Annotated in this window: 15 protein-coding genes and 1 other RNA gene; 12 read left to right on the top strand and 4 right to left on the bottom strand. The window is 69.9% G+C overall.

The window, feature by feature from the left end; genetic code table 11:
* The first annotated feature begins 26 nt into the window (after positions 1-26).
* The 5 genes from V7Q42_RS04390 (at position 27) to V7Q42_RS04370 (ending at position 2,036) form a co-directional block, all read left to right on the top strand.
* On the top strand, positions 27-338 hold the full coding sequence (locus V7Q42_RS04390) for a hypothetical protein (protein ID WP_333822695.1): 312 nt from the start codon (positions 27-29) through the stop codon (positions 336-338).
* Between the two features lie 22 nt (positions 339-360).
* Positions 361-725: a transfer-messenger RNA gene (gene ssrA, locus V7Q42_RS04385) on the top strand.
* Positions 726-903: 178 nt separating this feature from the next.
* A complete protein-coding gene (locus V7Q42_RS04380) occupies positions 904-1,467 on the top strand; it encodes an SspB family protein (protein WP_333822694.1) in 564 nt (187 codons plus the stop codon).
* Positions 1,468-1,475: 8 nt separating this feature from the next.
* Positions 1,476-1,667 carry a DUF4169 family protein gene (locus V7Q42_RS04375; RefSeq protein WP_333822693.1) on the top strand — a complete coding sequence of 64 codons (192 nt, stop codon included), beginning with the start codon at positions 1,476-1,478 and terminating at the stop codon, positions 1,665-1,667.
* A 153-nt stretch (positions 1,668-1,820) separates the two neighbouring features.
* Positions 1,821-2,036 (top strand): ribbon-helix-helix domain-containing protein, encoded by a 216-nt coding sequence (locus tag V7Q42_RS04370; protein WP_333822692.1) that lies wholly within the window; start codon positions 1,821-1,823, stop codon positions 2,034-2,036.
* A 137-nt stretch (positions 2,037-2,173) separates the two neighbouring features.
* Here V7Q42_RS04370 and V7Q42_RS04365 read toward each other — a convergent pair whose 3' ends face one another.
* From V7Q42_RS04365 to V7Q42_RS04355, 3 genes are all read right to left on the bottom strand, one after another.
* Complete coding sequence (locus V7Q42_RS04365) at positions 2,174-6,097, bottom strand: AsmA family protein (protein ID WP_333822690.1); 3,924 nt, start codon at positions 6,095-6,097, stop codon at positions 2,174-2,176.
* Between the two features lie 235 nt (positions 6,098-6,332).
* A complete protein-coding gene (locus V7Q42_RS04360) occupies positions 6,333-7,739 on the bottom strand; it encodes an FAD-binding oxidoreductase (RefSeq protein WP_333822689.1) in 1,407 nt (468 codons plus the stop codon).
* An 80-nt stretch (positions 7,740-7,819) separates the two neighbouring features.
* On the bottom strand, positions 7,820-8,875 hold the full coding sequence (locus V7Q42_RS04355) for an AbrB family transcriptional regulator (protein WP_333822688.1): 1,056 nt from the start codon (positions 8,873-8,875) through the stop codon (positions 7,820-7,822).
* A gap of 196 nt (positions 8,876-9,071) precedes the next feature.
* Here V7Q42_RS04355 and V7Q42_RS04350 point away from each other — a divergent pair, with 196 nt between their 5' ends.
* The 4 genes from V7Q42_RS04350 to V7Q42_RS04335 all read left to right on the top strand — a co-directional run bounded on the left by V7Q42_RS04350 (position 9,072) and on the right by V7Q42_RS04335 (position 11,970).
* Positions 9,072-9,554, top strand: a complete 483-nt coding sequence (locus tag V7Q42_RS04350; RefSeq protein WP_333822687.1) for a thioesterase family protein — start codon at positions 9,072-9,074, stop codon at positions 9,552-9,554.
* 129 nt (positions 9,555-9,683) lie between these two features.
* Positions 9,684-10,328, top strand: coding sequence for a DUF47 domain-containing protein (locus tag V7Q42_RS04345; RefSeq protein ID WP_333822686.1), 645 nt, complete (start codon positions 9,684-9,686; stop codon positions 10,326-10,328).
* Positions 10,329-10,377: 49 nt separating this feature from the next.
* Positions 10,378-11,382, top strand: a complete 1,005-nt coding sequence (locus tag V7Q42_RS04340; protein WP_333822684.1) for an inorganic phosphate transporter — start codon at positions 10,378-10,380, stop codon at positions 11,380-11,382.
* A gap of 138 nt (positions 11,383-11,520) precedes the next feature.
* Complete coding sequence (locus tag V7Q42_RS04335) at positions 11,521-11,970, top strand: NUDIX hydrolase (RefSeq protein ID WP_333822683.1); 450 nt, start codon at positions 11,521-11,523, stop codon at positions 11,968-11,970.
* Between the two features lie 168 nt (positions 11,971-12,138).
* Here V7Q42_RS04335 and V7Q42_RS04330 read toward each other — a convergent pair whose 3' ends face one another.
* The gene (locus V7Q42_RS04330) at positions 12,139-14,088 is read right to left on the bottom strand and encodes a methyl-accepting chemotaxis protein (RefSeq protein WP_333822682.1); all 1,950 of its coding nucleotides are present in this window, start codon (positions 14,086-14,088) and stop codon (positions 12,139-12,141) included.
* A gap of 407 nt (positions 14,089-14,495) precedes the next feature.
* Between V7Q42_RS04330 and V7Q42_RS04325 the strand changes: the two genes are divergently transcribed.
* The 3 genes from V7Q42_RS04325 to V7Q42_RS04315 all read left to right on the top strand — a co-directional run bounded on the left by V7Q42_RS04325 (position 14,496) and on the right by V7Q42_RS04315 (position 19,896).
* Entirely contained in the window at positions 14,496-15,089 is a 594-nt protein-coding gene (locus V7Q42_RS04325; RefSeq protein WP_333822681.1) for an HPP family protein, read from the top strand.
* A 122-nt stretch (positions 15,090-15,211) separates the two neighbouring features.
* Entirely contained in the window at positions 15,212-17,944 is a 2,733-nt protein-coding gene (locus V7Q42_RS04320; RefSeq protein WP_333822680.1) for an ATP-dependent helicase, read from the top strand.
* Between the two features lie 671 nt (positions 17,945-18,615).
* Positions 18,616-19,896, top strand: coding sequence for a hypothetical protein (locus V7Q42_RS04315; RefSeq protein WP_333822679.1), 1,281 nt, complete (start codon positions 18,616-18,618; stop codon positions 19,894-19,896).
* Positions 19,897-19,918 lie beyond the last annotated feature (22 nt).

The following is a 19,918-nucleotide window of genomic DNA, read 5'->3' as shown; positions in this document are numbered from 1 at the left end:
GCTGTCGCGAACGGGAGAGATGTGCCATGCGCGACGCGGCTCTGATGATCGCCTCTCTCGGCGACGACTTCGCCCCCTCCCCGGCCGAGCGCCTCGTCGCGGCGCTCCGTCGTGCAGTCGCGTCGGCGCGCCGCTCTCGGCTGGCGCGCCGGCACCTGCGCCACCTGCGTCGTCTCGACGCCCGCCTCCTCGACGATCTCGGCCTCGCGCCGGAAGATCTCGCCGCGCTCGAGCCCGGTATGACGGCGCTCGTGGCCTCTCGCCGGCTGGCCGAGGCGGCGGCGCGCCGTCTCGCCGCGGCGCACCGCGACGAGCGTTGGATGCGGATCGAGCGGTGATCTCGGTGGGGATTTCCATCGGGGTCTTTTATCCGGCCCCGGCCTCGCCTATATTGGCTCCGTCGCCCCGCAAGGGTCGACTATGGTGATAAACGAGCGGTGTAATAAGCCTTTCGGACCCGGGGGCAGTACCCGGCGCCTCCACCCGAGCCCATGGGACGTGTTCCATGGGTTCCGGCGGGGGCGAACCAGGATCGACGAGGGTCTAAAAGCCGATCTTTTGCCCGGCATGATACCGCCGTTATCGGGTCGAATTATAGTTGCCAACGACAACTATGCTCCGGTTGCCGTGGCCGCGTGAGCGGTTTACGGACTCCGGTAACAAGTCCTGACGTGTAGCAGCGTCCAGGCGGGGCTCGGGGGCGCCTGGCAACAGAAGCCCTCACTCACCCCCCTTTCGACGCGCGGTGTGCTATCGTGCCGAGTGAGACTCGGGGCTTCCACGCGTCCGCCCGAGGGGCGCGGAGACGCCCTTTCGTTCCATGACGATGCCGCCCGTGCCGATGCCGCCGGCGGTACGCGGTCCGGGAAGCCGAGGCGCTTCCCCGAGACGAGATCGAGACCGATGACCCAGGATCTGATCCGCTACGACATTCTGGTCCAGGACGCGCTGCGCGGCGTCGTCCGCAAGGTCATCGGCGAGGTGGCCAAGACCGGCCTGCCCGGCGACCACCACTTCTACGTCTCCTTCGACACCACCCATCCCGGCGTGCGCCTGTCCGGCCGTCTGCGCCAACGCTATCCGACCGAAATGACCGTGGTGCTCCAGCACCAGTTCTGGGATCTCCAGGTCGACGACGCCCATTTCGAGGTCGGCCTCTCCTTCGGCGGCATCCCGGAACGGCTCTACGTCCCCTTCGCCTCGGTGAAGGGCTTCGTCGATCCGTCGGTCGAGTTCGGCCTGCAGTTCGAGGTCGCCCACGAAGAGGCGGAGGCCGAGGGCGAAGCCGCGCCGGAAGGCCCGAAGCTGGTGCCGGTCGAAGCCTCGACGATCCCCGTCGAGCCGGTGCCGGAGACGCCGGCCGAGCCGGAACCGGCGCCCGTCGCCGAGCCGGCCGCCGCCGAAAAGCCGGCCGAACCGGCGCCGACCGCGACGGTCCTGTCGCTCGACAAGTTCCGCAAGAAGTGAGATCGGCGATGGGCGACGTCGTCGGCCTCGGCAAGTTCCGCAAGGCGCGCGCCCGCATCGCGGACAAGAAGCGGGCGGAGGAGAACCGCGTCCGCTTCGGCCGCACCCGCGCCGAGCGCGAGGCGACGGAGAAGGAAGACGAGCGCGCCACCCGCGTCCTCGACGCCCATCGTCGCGACACGCCCGACGCCGAAGGCTGACGGCGAGGCCCGACGGCGCCGCCGCCCCATCGTCTCGGAACGCGATCCCGGCCGATGCCGCACCGTGGCGAACGACGCGAACCTCGTCGCCGATCCGTCCCCATGAACTATCCGACCGCGCCGCGGCCGATGTCCGAGCATCCGAGGAGCCCGATGGAGAAGCGTTCGATGACCATCGCCGGTCACCGCACCTCGGTGGCGCTCGAGCCGGAGTTCTGGCGGGCGGTCGAGGCCATGGCGGTCGCGCGCGGCCTCTCCCTCGCCGCGCTCGTCGCCGAGATCGACGGCGCCCGGTCGCCCGACCGCAACCTCGCCTCCGCCCTGCGCGTCGCCGTGCTCCGCGCCGCGTCGCCCGGCGATGCCGACTGATACCGAGCGGATGAAGTTCCGACCTGTTCGGAACTTCATCCGCGAAGGCGAGCCCGAACGGGCGCCGGCCGGTCGGGCCGTAACTCACGAAATTCGGACGAGTCCGAATTTCGTGAGCTCGGTATGAGACGCCCCGCTCAGGGCGCCCGCACCCCCGGCGGAACGATCGACATCGGAGACGGCGGCGGTACGGTTCCGATCGGCGGAGCAGGACCGACGAGGATCGGCGGCGGTAACGGCGGCGGCGGTGCGCTCGTCGTATCGCTCGCGCCGCTCGGAACCTTCGCAGGCGCCGCCTCGGCCGACGGCGCCGGTGCCGCCGCGGGTTCGACGGTCGTCGTCGGTTCACTCTTCCTCTGTGGGGCCGTGGCCGGCGGGGACGCACCGCTCGCATCGTTGCCGGTGGATGTCGCCGATTCGCTCGGTCGCATCGGCTCGACCGCCTTCGTCCCCTCCACCGGCTTCGGCGCCTCGACCGGTTCGCTGGGCTTCACCGCCGCACCCGGCTTCGCCGCCTCCGCTGCTTTCGCCGCCTCCGCCGCCTTCGCCGCCTGAGCCGCGGCTTGCGCCGCCCGCCGCGCCACTTCGGCCTCGGCCTCCTTCTTGGCCTGCGCCTCGCGTCGCGCCGCCTCCTCCGCCGCGCGGATCTCCTCGAGCCGCCGACGCTCGCGGGCGAAACGGGCCCGTTCGGCGATGTCCTGCTGCAACGTCTCCACCCGATCGATCTCGCGCTCGAACCCGGCAAGCGTCAGATGCGCCACCAGAGGCGCCACGTCGAGGATGCGCTCGGGCGCGGCGAGCGACCCGCGGAAGGCGAGACCGACGGTCGGCGTCGCCTTGGAGATCACCGTCCGCGTCGCCCGGATCGCATCGCCCGCCGGCTCCATCGAGCCTTCGGCATCGAGACCGAGATGGACGAGATCGATCGCCACTCGGCCGGTCAGCCGCGCGCTCGGCGTCTCGAACATCTGGCGGCCGCTGCGCGCCACCCCGGCCTGCAGGGCGAAGGCGACGTCGGCGCGCGGCAGGTCGGTCTCGCTCGCATCCATCCGGGCGCGGAAGAGGCCGTCCACCGTCTCCGTCGTCGGCGTCGCCTCGCCGAGCGCCACCTGCGTGGCGACCAGCGCCTCGCCGGAAAGTCCGCGGACCCGCGCATCGACGAGGCTCACCCGTCCCTCGCCGCCGAGCCCGGCGACCAGCGCCGCGGCGGTCCGTCCGTTGGTCGAGAAACTCGCGTCGCCGTCGAGCCGGCCGATGGCGATCGCCCGTCCGGCGCGCCGCCAGACGATGTCGGCGATCGCCGCCCGATCGAGCGACAGCCGCCCGGTGAGACCGGTCACCCCGTCGCCGCCGTGGCGCAGCACCATCTCGCCGGCGAGCCGCCCGCCGGCGAAACCGGCGTCGATGTCGTCGAGTCGCACCTCGCCGGGCTTGGCCGAAAGCCGTGCCCGCAACCGGTCGAAGCCGACCGCCTCGACCGCCGCCCGCCCCACCGACAACGTCACCGTGCCCGCGAGGGCGCCGTCGAACGACGGCCCCGACAACGGCGTCGTCGCCCAGAACTGCTTCGCATCGCTGCCATCGGCGACGATCGCCCCGCCGAGGAGCATTTCCGCCGCCGCCTCGAGATCGAGCACGTCGAGTTCGAGCCGGCCGTCGAGCAACGCCGGACGGACGCCGAGATCGATCGTGCCGCCGGCCCTGACCGTCGTCTCGCCCACTCGACCGGCCGCTTCTCCGATCGTCAGCTTCGGCCACGTCCCGGTGACCAGCGCCGAGGCGTCGACCGGCAGGCTCCGCTCGAAGGCGAGCGCCGGCCGTCCGAGGAAGGCGCCGAGCATCGTCGCGTCGGGGGTCGCCAACCGCACCCGGCCGTCGAGCTTCGCCGGACCGCCGACCGGCAGAACCGCGGTGCCCTCGACGTTCGCCCGCGTCTTGCCGACGGCGAGCGAGGTGACGATCGCGAGCCCGTCGACCGGCCGCCCCGCCACCGAGACGTCGACGGCGATCGCCCCCCCGGCGCCGCCACCGAAGAGGCGGACGAGCGCCGCCGTCGCCCGATCGCCGGCGAGCTTGGCGACGAGCTTCAGCTCGGCGTGGTGCGGATCGTCGACCCGCCCGTCGTAGCCGATGTCGGCGGAGACTTCCGCGCCACCGGCGAAGCCACGCAGCGACCCGGTCGCCGCCGTGCCCTCCCCGCCGCTGCGCCCCTCGAGCCGCAGCGCCAGATTGAGCGGGGCCGCCGCCGCCGCGAAGCCGGCGATGCGGTCCTCACCGGCCGGATCGAGCCCGGCGAGCCGCGCCAACGCCCGTGCCGGCGCTTCCGGCTTCACCGCTTCGACCGTGAGATCGAGCGTGCCCCGCGGCGCCCCGAGCGGATCGGCGACGCGCCCCGACCCCGACAGCCGCGCACCCGCGAGATCACGCACTTCGAGCCGTTCGACCGCGACGTCGTCGGCTGCGACGTTCACCCCGATCGCCACGCCCTTGGCGGTGACGCCGCCGACCACCATCTGCCCGGCATCGAGTTCGAGGGCGAGCGCCGCCGGCCGCCGGCTCGCTTCGCGCCCGAGGAAGAGCCGCGCCAGCCGCGCCACCTGATCGAGCTCGAGCCGTTCCGCCGAGAGCCCGACCCGCGCGCCCTTCGCCGCACTCCAGTCGAAATGGCCGCGCGCCTTCGCCTGCGCCACCTCGATCCTGAGATCGTCGGCGCCGAGCCGCCCGGCGCCGACCGAGAGGTTGGCCGCGACCGTCACCGGATCGAGCCGTTCGCCGATCGCTTCACCGCGCCACCACGCCGCCGCCGCCGCCGGCTGCTCGGAGGAGGCCTCGATCCGCCCGTCGAACCGGCCGCCCTCGTCGAAGGCGACGCGGCCGGAAGTCTCGATTCGCGTGCGCCCCGGCAGCCGCGCCTCGAACCGCTCGATCGTCAGCCCGCCCGGTCGGGTCCGCGCCTCGAGCGACAGGTCCTGCAGCGCCCCGCCGCCCACCACCAGACCCTGCACCTCGAGGCGCAGCCGTCCGGGCAGCGGCGCATCACCGGCCGCCGCCGCGATCGTCGCGATCTCGGAAGCGACCGCCGCCGGCACCGTCACCTTGCCCGCCTCGCCGCGCACCAGCCGATCGAGTTCGATCTGCCGGGCGACGAGCGTCAGGTCGAACGACGCGTCGGCACCGAGCGGGATGCGTCCCTCGCCGGCGAATTGCGCCGCTCGTTCCTCCGGCCCGAGCGCCAGGGAGAGTTTGGTTACGTCGATCGCCCGGGCATCGCCGGCGATCTCCGCCTCGGCGCGCCAACTGGCGAGACCGCGAGCGACGTCGCCCTCGCCGCCCTCGCCGCGGCGTTCGACCACCGCCTTGCCGGTGAAGGTCGGAGCGCCGGCTTCGTCGCGCAGCACCAGATCGACCGTCGCCGTCGCCGGATCGTCGCCCGGCGCCACCTGCGCCTTGATCGCCGTCGCTCCGTCGGAGGTGCGGCCACCGGCGAGGCGGAAGGAGAGATCGCGGCCGTTCCGGAGGCCCCCGCCGTCGAGCCGCCACGGGCCGGCGAGGCTCGCCGCCGACCCGACCGCGGCGATGCGACCGATCTCCAACCGCCCGCCGTTGCGTGCATCGATGACGGTGAACCGCCCGTCGGAGATCTCCAACTGCTCGATCTCGACCGACGACGGGTCGCGCGTCTCGGCGAGCCGAGCGGGCAGCGCCGGGCGGCCCTCGCCGTCGACGGCGATCTCCACCGTCGGCCGTTCGAACCTCAGTTCGGAGATGCGGATGTCGCCGCGCAGCAGCGGCGCCGCTTCGAGATCGAGGGCGAACCGGCCGATGCGGGCGAGCGGCGCCTCGATCGGCCCGACCACCACGTCGCCGAAGCGGATGCGCGGAGAGGGAAGCAGACGCGCGTCGACCTCGCCGATCACCGTGATCTGGTAACCGACGATCTTCGTCGCCTCGCGCTCGAAGACGCTGCGATAGGTTCCCCAGTCGACGAAGAACGGCCCGACCAGTGCCACCAGCAACGCCAGGATCAGAGTGAGGCCGACACCGATGTAGAGCCCGTTCAACGCCTCTCCTCGTCGTTCGTCGCACGCCGCACCGGCAGGATCGTAGCAGCCGACGGCGAGATTGCGTCCGACATTCCGTCACCACCGTGAAACGATCGCGACGCTCTCGGACCGAGCCCACGAAGTTTCGCCCTGTGCGAAACTTCGTGGGCGAAGGCGAACCCGAACGGGCGCCGGCCGGTCGGGCCGAAACGCTCGAGCCCTTCGGGCGCGTCCGAATGACTCGAGCCCGGGATCAGACCGCGACGATCTTGCCGGGGTTCATGATGCCGGCCGGATCGAGCGCCCGCTTGATCGCCGCCATCATGTCGAGCGCGGCGCGTCCGTGCTCCGCCTCGAGATACTTCATCTTGCCCTGGCCGACGCCGTGTTCGCCCGAAGCCGTCCCCTCCATGGCGAGCGCCCGCTCGACCAGACGGCCGACGAACTCCTTCACCTTGGCGATCTCGGCCGCGTTCTCGGGATCGAACAGCGGCAGGACGTGGAAGTTGCCGTCGCCGACGTGGCCGACGATCGGCGCGACGAGACACGAGGCCTCGATGTCGTGCTTGGTCTCGGCGATGCAGTCGGCGAGCCGCGAGATCGGCACGCAGACGTCGGTGGAGAAGGTCTGGCATCCCGGCCGCATGGCGAGCCCCGCCCAATAGGCGTCGTGGCGCGCCGTCCACAGCTTGGTCCGCTCCTCCGGCTTGGTCGTCCAGGTGAACGGCCCACCGCCGAGATCGGCGGCGATCTCGCCGAAACGCTCCGACTGTTCGTGCACCGACGCCTCGGTGCCGTGGAACTCGACGAGGAGCAGCGGCGTCTCCGGCAGATCGAGCTTCGAATAGGCGTTGCACGCCCTCACCTGCACCTCGTCGAGGAGTTCGATGCGCGCCACCGGGATCCCGGACTGGATGGTCAGGATCACCGCGTCGGCCGCCGCGTGCACGTCCGGGAACGGGCAGATGCCGCCGGCGATCGCCTCCGGGATGCCGGAGAGGCGGATGGTCAATTCGGTGATGATGCCGAGCGTTCCCTCCGAACCGACGAAGAGCCTCGTCAGGTCGTAGCCGGTCGACGACTTCTTGGCGCGGCGCGAGGTGGTGACGATCTCACCCGTCGCGGTCACCGCGCGCATCGCCAGGACATTGTCCTTCATCGTGCCGTAGCGCACCGCATTGGTGCCGGAGGCCCGCGTCGCCGCCATGCCGCCGAGGGTGGCGTCGGCGCCGGGATCGATCGGGAAGAACAGACCGGTGTCACGCAGTTGCTCGTTGAGCGCCTTGCGCCGGATGCCCGGCTGGATCACCACGTCGAGATCTTCGGGGTGAACCGCGACGATCGCGTCCATCGCCGAGACGTCGATCGACAGGCCGCCGAGCGGCGCGTTGAGATGGCCCTCGAGCGAGGTGCCGGCGCCGAAGGGCACGATCGGACAGCCGTGCGCCGCACAGATCCTCACCGCCTCCTGCACCTCCGCCTCCGAGCGGGCGAAGAACACCGCATCCGGCGGCTGGTTGGGGATCCAGGTGAGGGTGTGTCCGTGTTGTTCGCGCAAACTGTGCGAGGTCGAGACCCGTTCGCCGAACCGTTGCGTCAGCACCCCGATCGCCGTGGCGATCGCCTCGCCGTCACGCGCCCGCGAAACCGCTTCGGCCATTCCTTCGTCTCCCCAGAGTCCGTTGCGTCGAGCGGACCCTAGCAGAGGCGAGGTCGATCCCGGAAGCGGCGGGATGCCGATCACCGCTGCGACAGACGCGCGGCGACGAAGCGCGACAGCGACGGGCCGATCATCACCAGCACGAAGAAGCGCAGCACCTGCAACGCCATGACGAAGCCGACGTCGACCGGGGTCGAGGCGGCGATGATCGCCACCGTGTCCATGCCGCCGGGCGAGGTGGCGAGGAAGGCGGTCAGGGGATCGATGCCGAGTTCGAGCACCAACAGCCACGCCAGCCCCGCCGCGAAGGCCATCAACACGACGATCGACAGCACGATCCACGGCAGCGCCCGCGCCGCATGGGCGATCGCCTCGGGCGTGAACCTGAGGCCGATGTTCCAGCCGAGCCCGGCATAGCCGACGATCAACAGCCACGGCGGCAGCACCGGCGTCAGGAGGCCACTGCCGTGCAGCACCGCCAACGCCACGATCGGCCCCATCATCACGCCGTTGGCGAGCCGCGAGAAATGTCCGATCGCCGCCGTCACCGCGACCACCGCCAACGTCACGGCCAGTCCCTGCGGATCCACCGCGGCGAGGAGATCGCGATGCGCGACGGCGCCGGCCCCGAGCCACAGGCGCGCCCCGATCGACGCCGCCGAGGCGACGAAGAGCACGCGCAGATACTGCATGAAGGCGACCAACCGAACGTCGCCGCCGTGAGCTTCCGACAGGATCACCATGGCGGTCGCCGCCCCCGGCGACGATCCCCACACCCCCGTCGTCCCCGGCACGACGCCGAACCACGACAGGAGCCAGCCGGAAGCGGTGGCGAACACCACCGTCGCCGCCACCACCGCCGTCAGGATCGGCCAGTCGGCGAGAAAGGCGGTGACGATCGACGGCGTCAACGCCGCGCCGATCATCGCCCCGATCAGCGCCTGCGAGGCGTAGACCGCCGGCCGCGGCACCACGAGGTCCGAGCCGGAGAGCCGCGCCACGATGCCGACGACGAGCGGCCCGAGGAGAAAGGCGGCCGGCAGGCGAATGAAATCGAGGGCGAGCGCCACCGCGAGCGACGCCGCCGCAAGCCCCATCCAGCGCGCCGCACGACCGGCCCGACCGTTCCCCGTCATCACCGTCCCCCTCGACGGCCGGGCAGCCATCGCCCGGGAAAGGCGCCGATCAATCACGCGCCGCCGGAAGGGGTCAAGCGCCGATCCGCGTCGCCGAACCATCGACCGCGCATGGCTGAGGTCGAAGAAACGCTTGACGCCAACCTCGTCGAACCGCTCGATGGGCGCCCGCCCGTCCGCAACCAGACCGGATCCGATGACCGACGCCCATCCCTACCTCTCCGACCGATACGCGATCGAGCCCGGCTGGGTCGACTACAACGGCCATCTCAACATGGCCTACTACAACGTCGTCTTCGATCGCGCCTGCGACGACTTCGTCGTCACGGCCGGCCTCGGTCCGGACTATCTGGCGAAACGCGGCTGTTCCTACATGACCGCCGAGATCCACGTCTGCTACCTGCGCGAAGTTTTCCTCGGCGATCCCCTCCAGGTGCGGATGCGCATCCTCGACCTCGACGACAAGCGCCTGCATCTCTTCGCCGAACTGATCCACGCCGAGGACGGCTGGGTGTCGGCGACGAGCGAGCAGATGTATCTCCACCTCGACATGAAGGCCCGCCGCGTCGTGCCCTGGGCCGCCGACGTCCGCGAAGGCCTCGAAGCCCTGTGGGCCCCGACCCGCCACCTCGCTCCTCCCGAACGAGCCGGGCGGAAGATCGGCATTCCGAAGAAGTGATGAGGGGCCGCCTCGACGCGCTCCGCCACCCCGTCGACGCCCGCCCACCGACATGCGCGCCTCACCGGACTCGCATTCGTCATCGAAACGTCATAAACCGCCCCGTCGCCAATCACTGCGGTGGGTCCGATGTTGTCCTGGTTCCGGGCGATCATGCCCAAGGAAGACGGTTTCTTCGACATGTTCGAGCGCCAGTCGAAGGTGCTCGTCGCCGGCGCCGAGGCGCTGCATCGGCTGCTCTCCGGCGCGCCCGACATCGCCGCCGCCTGCGCCGAGGTGAAGCGCCACGAGAAGGCCGCCGACGACATCACCGCCGAAGTGCTGCTGGCGGTGCGCCGCTCCTTCATCACCCCCTTCGACCGCGTCGACATCAAGGATCTGATCGAGTCGATGGACGACGCCATCGATCAGATGCACCAGACCGCCAAGGCCATCACCCTCTTCGAGGTGACCTCCTTCGACGAGCCGATGCGAGAGTTGGCGGCGATCGGCGTCGAAGCCGCGAAGCTGACGGTCGATGCGATCCCGCTCCTGCGCAAGATCGGCGCCAACGTCCACGCCATCAACGACTACGTGGTCAAGATCACCGAACTGGAGAGCCGCGCCGACAAGGTCCACGACCAGGGCCTCAAGGCGCTCTTCCTCGCCCATCGCCACTCCGATCCGATGGCCTTCACCGTCGGGGCCGAGATCTACGGCCATCTGGAGCGCGTCACCGACCGGTTCGAAGAAGTCGCCAACGAGATCTCCGGCATCGTCATCGAACACGTCTGACGGTTTCCGCCGCCCGCACGCCCGTTCTCCGTTTCGTGGACGAGGACCCATGGACGCCACGCTCGCCCTGCCCCTTCTCATCGGGCTGATCGCCGTCGCGCTCGCCTTCGACTTCCTGAACGGCCTGCACGACGCGGCGAATTCGATCGCCACCATCGTCTCCACCCGGGTTCTGTCGCCGCAGTACGCGGTGATGTGGGCGGCGTTCTTCAACTTCATCGCCTTCCTGTTCTTCGGCCTGCACGTCGCCCAGACCATCGGCAAGGGCATCGTCGAGGCCTCGATCATCGACCCGCGCGTCGTCTTCGGCGCGCTCTCCGGCGCCATCGTCTGGAACGTCGTCACCTGGCTCGGGGGCATCCCGTCGTCGTCGTCGCACGCCCTCGTCGGCGGTCTCGTCGGCGCCGGCGTCGCCAAGGCCGGCGTCTCCGCCGTGGTGATGTCGGGCTTCATGAAGACCGCCTTCGCCATCGTGCTGTCGCCGTTGGTCGGCTTCACCCTGGCGCTCGTCCTCATGGTCGTCGTCAGTTGGGTCGGACGCCCGTTCACGCCCTTCGCCATCGACAAGAGCTTCCGCTCGCTGCAGTTCGTCTCGGCTTCGCTCTATTCGCTCGGCCACGGCGGCAACGACGCCCAGAAGACCATGGGCATCATCGCCGTGCTGCTCTATTCGCAGGGCCATCTCGGCGAGACCTTCCACGTGCCCTTCTGGGTGGTGATCACCTGTCAGGCGGCGATGGGTCTCGGCACCCTCTTCGGCGGCTGGCGCATCGTCCACACCATGGGTTCCAAGATCACCCGCCTCACCCCGATGCAGGGCTTCTGCGCCGAGACCGGCGGCGCCATCACCCTGTTCATGGCGACCGGCCTCGGCATCCCCGTCTCCACCACCCACACCATCACCGGCTCGATCATCGGCGTCGGCTCGGCCCGGCGCACCTCGGCCGTGCGCTGGAACATCGCCTCCGGCATCGTCGTCGCCTGGGTGGTGACCATCCCCGCCTCCGCCGCCATCGCCGCGGCGACCTGGTGGCTCGTCGGCCTGTTCGCCTGAGGAGGACGGTGGGCGTCACCGTCGTGACGCGCCGCCGCCGTCTTTCGAACCGCTTCGCAGGTCAGTCTGGCCATTCGCCTGGAACGACTCGCGCGATCGGCGCATGCTTCCCGACCCATCCCCTCGCCCACCCGCCCGATGCCCAAGCCCGCCACCTCGAAATCCTCGCCCGAGAGGCTGCCGCAGATCGCCGCCCTGCCGATGCGCAAGGTCGACGGTCGCGTCGAGGTGTGCCTGGTGACGACGCGCGAGACCGGCCGCTGGACGGTGCCGAAGGGTTGGCCGATGAAGGGCGTGCCCGACCACCGAGCCGCCGCGATCGAGGCCGAACAGGAGGCCGGTGTCGTCGGCAAGCCGCTGAAGAAGCCGCTCGGCACCTTCGACTACTGGAAGCGCCGCGCCGACCGCTTCGACCTCGTCCGCGTCACCGTCTATCGCCTGAAGGCGCGCAAGCTCCTCTCCACCTGGAAGGAGATGGCCGAACGGCAGGTGCGCTGGATGAGCCTCGACGACGCCGCCACCGCCGTCGACGAGCCGGGTCTGAAGGCGATGCTGCGCGGCCTCGAGGCGAGCGCGCCGGCGAAGTGATGCGGAGTTCGGATGAACACATCCGAACGTCGTATTCCGTTCGTCCGAGAACCGTGTCCACACGAAGGGTTCCCGGACGAGTTAGGACCGGTCTGGCGAAGAGATCCTCCGGATCTCTTTCGGCGCCGAAGGCCGGAGACATCGACGTCCCGACCTTCGGAGACGCGCTCACGCCGCCCGGAGATCGGCGAGGAAGCCGGCGACCGCCGCCTGCAACGCTTCCGCCTGATGGGTGAGTTCCCCGGCCGCCGACAACACCTGGGACGAAGCGGCGCTGGAGTTCTCCGCCGCCGCGCTCACCCCGGTGATGTTGGCGGAGACGTCGGACGCCCCCTGCGCCGCCTGTCCGACGTTGCGGGCGATCTCTCGCGTCGTCTCGCTCTGGCGGTCCACCGCCGTGGCGATCGCCCCGGCGATGCCGTTCATCGCCTCGATCGTGCTGCCGACCGAGGCCATGGCGCCGGCGGCGAGCTGCGTCGAGCCCTGGATCGCCTGCACCTGCGTGCCGATCTCCGCCGTGGCGTGGGCGGTCTGCTCGGCGAGCCCCTTGACCTCCTGTGCGACGATGGCGAAGCCCCGCCCCGCCTCGCCGGCGCGGGCCGCCTCGATGGTGGCGTTGAGCGCCAACAGGTTGGTCTTGGCCGCGATCTCCTGGATCAGCTGGATGATCGAACCGATGCGATCGGCGGCGACCGACAGATCGTTCACCTGGGTCCGCGTCGCCGCCGCTTCCGCCGTCGCCTTGGCGGCGATGCCGGACGACTCGGCCACCTGACGCCCAACCTCACGCACGGTGGCGGAGAGGTCTTCGGTCGCCACCGCGACGCTGCGGACGTTGGCGGCCGCCTCTTCCGAGGCGCCGGCCACCGCCACCGACTGGGCCGACACCTGTTCGGCCGACGCCGAGAGCGTCTGCGCCGCGATCTCGAGATCGCCGGCCGATCGGGTGACCGTGGCGACCACCGCCCCGACCCGCCGCTCGAACTCCGCCGCCAGCTCGAACATCGCCTTGCGCCGGATCGCCTCGGCCCGCGACGCCTCCTCCGCCTGCATCGCCTCGAGCCGGCGCCTTTCGCGGGCGTTGTCGCGGAACACCGCGACCGCACGAGCCATCCGCCCCATCTCGTTGGTCCTGTCGCCGCCGGGAATCTCGACCTCGAGATCGCCACCGGCGAGCCGCACCATGCCTTCGGTCATCGTCCGGATCTGACGCGACACCGATCGGCCGATCAGACCGGCCACCGAACCGAGGATGAGGACGATCGCCGCGAAGGCCCGGATCATCCGGCTCTCGGTGACGCTCGCCGTTTCCGCCGCATCGGTCTTCGCCGCCGAGGCCGACGCCTCGCTCGCCCGTTCGAGGTCGGCGAGCCCGGCCTCGACGGTCCGGTGCGCCGTTTCCGCCGCGGCGCGGGCTTCGATCAACCCGCGATCGCCCGCGACCCACCCGAGGAAATTGCGGCGGTAGATCTCGATCGACCGATCGAGACCGACCCGGTCCATCAATGGGACCTCGAGATCCATCGTCAGTTTGGCGAGCTGTTCCGCTCGCTTGGTGAAATCGCCGACGTATTTCTCGTCGTGGCGCAGCATGTAGTCCTTCTCGTGCCGGCGCATCATCAGGAGCAGCACCTGCGCCCTGGGATCGTCGAGCTTGCCCACGGTCTTCTCGATCTCGTGTGCCCCGGTTCTGAGATCGCCTTCGAGGCCCGACTGCGGATCGAGACCGATCTTCGTCCGTGTCTCCACCAGTTCGGCGAAACGCGCGCCGTAGGCCGACACACCGGCGGCCACCGCGTCGACCTTGCTCCGCAGGTCGCCGGCGCCGATCGCCGCGACCTCCTTGCCGAGAACCGCGATCTCGGCTTCCGCGATGCTGCGGAACTCGCCGTGGCGCGTCACCTCCCCGGCGTCGAGGGTCAGAAGGAACGCCTGCTCGGCACGCCGCATCTGGAGGAGATCGCGATCGATGCGCCGCACCCGGTTGGCCGATCGGTCGGCCGCTTCCGCTTCCGCCAACTTCGCGTCTTCGTGGGCTTTGCCGGCGACGTGGATCGCACCGATGATCATCACGCTGGCGACGGCGATCACGACGATCGCGCCGAGTTGCGACCGCATTCCACAATTCGAAGCCCACTTCGCCATCACCCGTTCTCCCCCAGGTTGACGGCCCAGTCGAACCGGAAGGTGGTTAACGCGCCGTATACACCTACGTGATTTCCCGCAGTTTCGGCGAAAAACTTCGGAATTCGACGATGTGACGCCGTTTCGTGACAGTAGAAGCTGAGGCGAACGGCAGAAAATGCGAACCATGATTCCGTCGAACACACCGAATCCGGACGAACTTACGTCGCGTAATACATGAAGCCTCCGTCGAAACGCCCCGAGCCCGGACCAGTGCGGCGACCGGGGGCGAGCATCCACGGCCCGCCGGACGGCTTCTTTGCCGATGAAAACGGCATGTGCTACCGAATCGAGCAGAATGCCGGGCGAAACCGCTTCGTCCGCCCGCCACGGAGCCCCGCGTGCCGCGCCGTTTTCTCCATCGCCACCAGCCGCCCGCCACCGCGGCGCGCTGGCTCAAGGCCGGGCTCGGCGCCACGGCCGCCTTCGTCGTGATCTGGTTCCTCGGCGACGCCGCCGGCGTACCCTTCATCGTCGCGCCCCTCGGCGCCTCGGCGGTGCTGGTCTTCGGCATGCCCGAGAGCCCGCTGTCGCAACCGGCCAACGTGCTCGGCGGCCACGCCGTCGCCGCCGCCATCTCGTTGATCGTCGACCATCTCGCCCCGCGCGGCCCGATCGTCCTCGCCGTCACCGTCGGCGCGGTGATCGCCCTGCTCGGCCTGATCCGCCTCACCCACCCGCCCGCCGGCGCCACCGCCCTGGTGGTGATGCTGACGCACCCCGACTGGTCGTTCCTGTTCACCCCGGTGATCGCCGGCTCGCTGGTGCTGGTCTTGACCGCCGTCCTCGTCCACCGCCTGCCGCCCCGCCTGATCTACCCGCTCCCCATCCCCGACAAGCCCCCGAAACGCCCCCCCGACGGCGACGGCCCCAAGGTGGTGTTCGGTCAGGTGATCGGCGACGTGCGATCGCAGGCGACGGACGCCGAGCGGTGAGCGCCGCCTCACCCCGCCATCGCCCCACCCTCGCCGCATCCCTGCTATAGTCCGGCGGAACGAACAGAGAATCATCGGCCGGTGCGGCCGGCGATCACGATCAGGGATCCCCCTCGCAAGGCATGACCAACGGTTTCGACTGGGACGACGACGACTGCCCTATCCCGCTGCCCGGCGCCCGCCCCGGGCGGGCGCGTGACCCTGCGCCGCCGCATCCCGCTCGCGGCCCCGGAGGCATCGCCGGCCGCGCGCCTCTCGACGCGCCCCCTCCCAGACCGGGCGGCATCGCCGCCCGCGCCGCGGCCGCCAACGCCCCCGCCCATCGGCCCGACTTCTTCCGCGGCCTCAACGACGAGCAGCGCCGCGCCATCGAGGCGACGGAAGGCTCGGTGCTGGTGCTCGCCGGCGCCGGCACCGGCAAGACCCGGGTGCTGACCACCCGCATCGCCCATATTCTCTCCCAGGGCCTCGCCCGGCCCGGCGAAATCCTCGCCGTCACCTTCACCAACAAGGCGGCGCGCGAGATGAAGGAGCGCATCGGCCGGCTCGTCGGCGAGCGGGTCGAGGGCATGCCCTGGCTCGGCACCTTCCACGCCATCGGTACCTGGATCCTGCGCCGCCACGCCGAGCTGGTGGGTCTCGGATCCGACTTCACCATCCTCGACATGGACGACCAGCTCAGGCTGATCAAGCAGATCATCCAGGCCGAGGGCATCGACGAGAAGCGCTGGCCGGCCCGCCAGTTCGCCGCCTTCATCGACGGCTGGAAGAACAAGGGGCTCGGCCCGAACGAGGTGCCGCCGCTGGAGGGCCGGGCCTTCGCCAACGGCAAGGGCGGCGACCTCTACCGCGCCTATCAGAACCGCTTGACGACGCTCAACGCCTGCGACTTCGGCGACCTTCTCCTCCACGTCATCCGCATCTGGAAGACGCATCCGGACGTGCTTTCCGACTGGCAGCGCCGCTTCCGCTACATCCTCGTCGACGAATATCAGGACACCAACGTCGCCCAGTACATCTGGCTGCGCCTGCTCGCGGTCGGCACCAAGAACGTCTGCTGCGTCGGCGACGACGACCAGTCGATCTACGGCTGGCGCGGCGCCGAGGTCGACAACATCCTGCGCTTCGAGAAGGACTTCCCGGGCGCCCTGGTGATCCGGCTGGAGCGCAACTATCGCTCCACCCCCCACATCCTCGCCTCTGCCTCCCACCTCATCGCCCACAACGAGGGCCGATTGGGCAAGACGCTCTTCACCGAGGAGAACCACGACGACGCCGACAAGGTCACCGTCGCCAACGCCTGGGACAGCGAGGAAGAGGCCCGCTCGATCGGCGACGAGATCGAGAGCCTGCAGCGCAAGGGCCATGCGCTGAACGAGATCGCCATCCTGGTGCGCGCCTCCTTCCAGATGCGCGAATTCGAAGACCGCTTCGTCACCTTGGGGCTCCCCTACCGGGTCATCGGCGGCCCGCGCTTCTACGAGCGCATGGAGATCCGCGACGCGCTCGCCTACTTCCGCGTCGTTTCACAGCCGGCCGACGATCTCGCCTTCGAGCGCATCGTCAACACGCCGAAGCGCGGCCTCGGCGACGCCACCCTGCAACAGGTCCACGCGCTGGCCCGTCTCCAGGGCGTGCCGCTCACCGAGGCGTCGCGCCGCATCGTCGAGACCGAGGAGCTGAAGCCCAAGGCGCGCACCACGCTGAAGGGCCTCGTCCAGAGCTTCGAGCGCTGGCGCGGCCAACTCGATGCGCTCCCCCACACCGAACTCGCCGGCCTGATCCTCGACGAGTCCGGCTACACCGAGATGTGGCAGAACGACAAATCGGCCGAGGCGCCGGGGCGGCTGGAGAACCTCAAGGAACTCCTGAAGGCGATGGAGGACTACGAGAGCCTGCCCGCCTTCCTCGAGCACGTGTCGCTGGTGATGGACACCGAGAACGACGCCTCGCTCGACGCCGTCAACCTGATGACGCTGCACTCGGCCAAGGGCCTCGAATTCGAGACGGTTTTTCTCCCCGGCTGGGAGGAAGGCCTCTTCCCGCATCAACGGGCGCTCGACGAAGGCGGCCGCGCCGGGCTCGAGGAGGAGCGGCGACTGGCCTATGTCGGCATCACCCGCGCCAAGCGCCGCGCGCTGATCTGGTTCGCCACCAACCGCCGCATCCACGGCTCGTGGCAGTCGTCGATCCCCTCGCGCTTCCTCGACGAGTTGCCCGAGCCTCACGTCGAGATCCGCCAGTCGGGCTCGAGCTACGGCGGCTACGGCCGCTCGCGCTTCGATCAGGTGGAGCCCTTCGGCTCGACCTATTCGACGCCCGGCTGGCAGCGCGCCCAGGCGCAGAAGTCGGGCCGCACGGTGGGCGGCTACGGCTCGCATCACGACGACTACGACCAGACCGCCGAGACCCGCGCCGGCACCGACCAGGGCTGGAGCGGCGCGGGGCGCGGCCGTTTCGGCGAAGCGCAGGGTAGGAACGGGCCGGGCGGCTTCTCGGACAGCGGCCGCGGCGATTTCCAGCGCGGCGACTGGTCGGGCGGAAGCGGATCACGCGGCGGTGGCTTCTCCGGCCGCGAGCGCGGCGACTGGTCCTCCGGCCGCGGCGACCGCGGTCCGTTGCGCGACCGCTGGGGCAACCCGATCCACGACAAGAAGGTCAAGGTGATCGAAGGCGCCCTCATCGCCAAGTCGATCGCCACCACCAAACCCAACTACGCCGTCGGCGACCGCGTCTTCCACCAGAAGTTCGGCAACGGCACGGTGGCGGAAGTGGACGGCGAGAAGCTGACGATCGATTTCGATCGGGCAGGAAGGAAGCGGGTGTTGGACGGGTTCGTCAGCCCGACGGGGTGAAGGGGAGCATTTACAAGAAAGGGCTGACTGCACTTACTAGGCGTGGACAGCTAAACAGATACTCGTTAAGATCATGGGCGGGTCGCTGCGCTAAATACTCATGTAAACGAAACGTCCAGGTGCTCTGCTACGGCGCATGAAGGTCTACTCCTCCTCTTATACGCATCAACATCAACATGCCCGGTGACTGTCCGTCGAGTACGGACGAAGACGCATCCGCAAATCCCTCCCCCAGACGCAAAAAACCCCGGCGGTGAGGCCTTTCGCCTCCCATCCGGGGCTTCCTGTGTGCCGTCCTCGATCGTTTCGCCCGCCAGTACATCCGTGGTCGACCCGAAGATCGGGGAGGCTTCCCGAGATCCTCGCCGCAGGCGGCGCCGATCTCCATGACTGCGATTGAACACCCCTATCGTGAAGAAAGTATGAACGTCGTGGGGCGGTGATGTGACCGCGGCCCCCGCACGATCGCTCGCGGCGATGAAGCCGTGCCACCGTGTCCGTCACCCGTCACCGCCGGCGTCACCATCGGCGTCACCACCTCTCATCACGAGCGCCGATCATCACAACTCTCATACTTCATGAAAACGTTCGCCGTGACGGCGGCGACGCCATCCTCACGCTCCGTGGAATCGGCGGTGATCCACGATTCTCGCGGTGCTCGAGGGTGGACCATGGCTCACGTAGATCTCGCTCCGGCGCCCCCGTCCGGCGCGTCGTCCGTCGCGGTCGCGACATGGCGCCACGACCCGGCGGTCCGCCTGCTCCTCCTTCTCGTCGTCCTGGTTTCGATCACCGCCGGCATCGTCGCCGCGACCCTGCCGCTCGACGACGAGTTCGACGAACTGGCGCACTATTCCTACGCGCGCGCCATGGCCGAGCGGCCGACGCTTCTGCCGGATCACGACGCCCTGCGCATGCTCGACGATGCCGGCATCGACTGGAGCGACCAGCCGAACTACCTCGCCCATCCGCCGCTCTATCACCTCGCCGTCGCGCCACTCGCCGCCGCGACGCCCGGCGACCCGCGGCCGGTTCGGTTCGTCGACCTCGGCCTCGTCGCCGTCGGCCTGCTGCTGGCAGGCTTCGGTGGCGTCACGCGATTGACCGACCCACACGCCCGCCTCGTCTTCATCGCCACGCTCTTCGGTCTGCCGGTGACCATCGGCGTCGCCGGCCTCGTCAACAACGACGACCTGATGATCGCCGAGATCGGCGCCTTGTTCTTCCTCCTCGCCCGCGACCGCGCCCCGCCCTGGGCGATCGCCTTGCTCCTCGCGCTCCTCGGCTGGACCAAGTTCACCGGCCTCGTCGCCGGCGCGACCGCCGTCGTGTTGCTGAGATCGGTGGATGTCACCACCGGCCGGACGCGCCTGCTCGGCGCCGAAACGCTCCTCCCCGCCGCCGGTCTCCTCGTCGGACTCGTCCCGACGCCGGTGACGTTCGCGACCCACGGCCGTCCGGTCTGGATACCGGCCGCCTTCCCCGACTGGTTCGAGGTGATCGCACCGGCCGACCGCGCCGCGATCGGGCTTCTCGACTTCGCCGGTCTCTATCTCGATCATCTGGGCCGCCGCCTCCCCTATCGCGCCGACGACTTCGATGCGGGCGCGATCCTGATCGCCCTCTTCGTCGCCGCCGCCCTCTCGCTGCGAAGCATCCCGGCCGACCGACGGACCTCGACACTGGCGCGTGTCGGCCTCCTCACCACCGCTCTCTTCGTCGTCCTGCACTTCGTCCACGCCTGGTTCAGCATGCGCAATCAAGGAATTCTCGCCGATCTCCAGACCCGCTATCTCGCGGCGATCTGGCCGTTCTTCTCCTTCGCCATCGCCCTCGGACTGGCCGGCTTGCCGCACCGGACACGGCGCTACGCCACCGCCGTCCACTACGCCGGGCTGATCGCGATCTCGGTCTTCGGCGCCGCCGTGTTCCGGTTCGCGGCGCCGGTCTGATCGGGCCACCGCGCCGAGAGCG

This window comes from Pinisolibacter sp. (assembly GCF_036782435.1).
Classification (GTDB): Bacteria; Pseudomonadota; Alphaproteobacteria; order Rhizobiales; family Ancalomicrobiaceae; genus CALBKH01.
The sequence above is the reverse complement of the archived record's forward strand: the minus strand, read 5'-3'. Positions and strand labels throughout refer to the sequence as shown.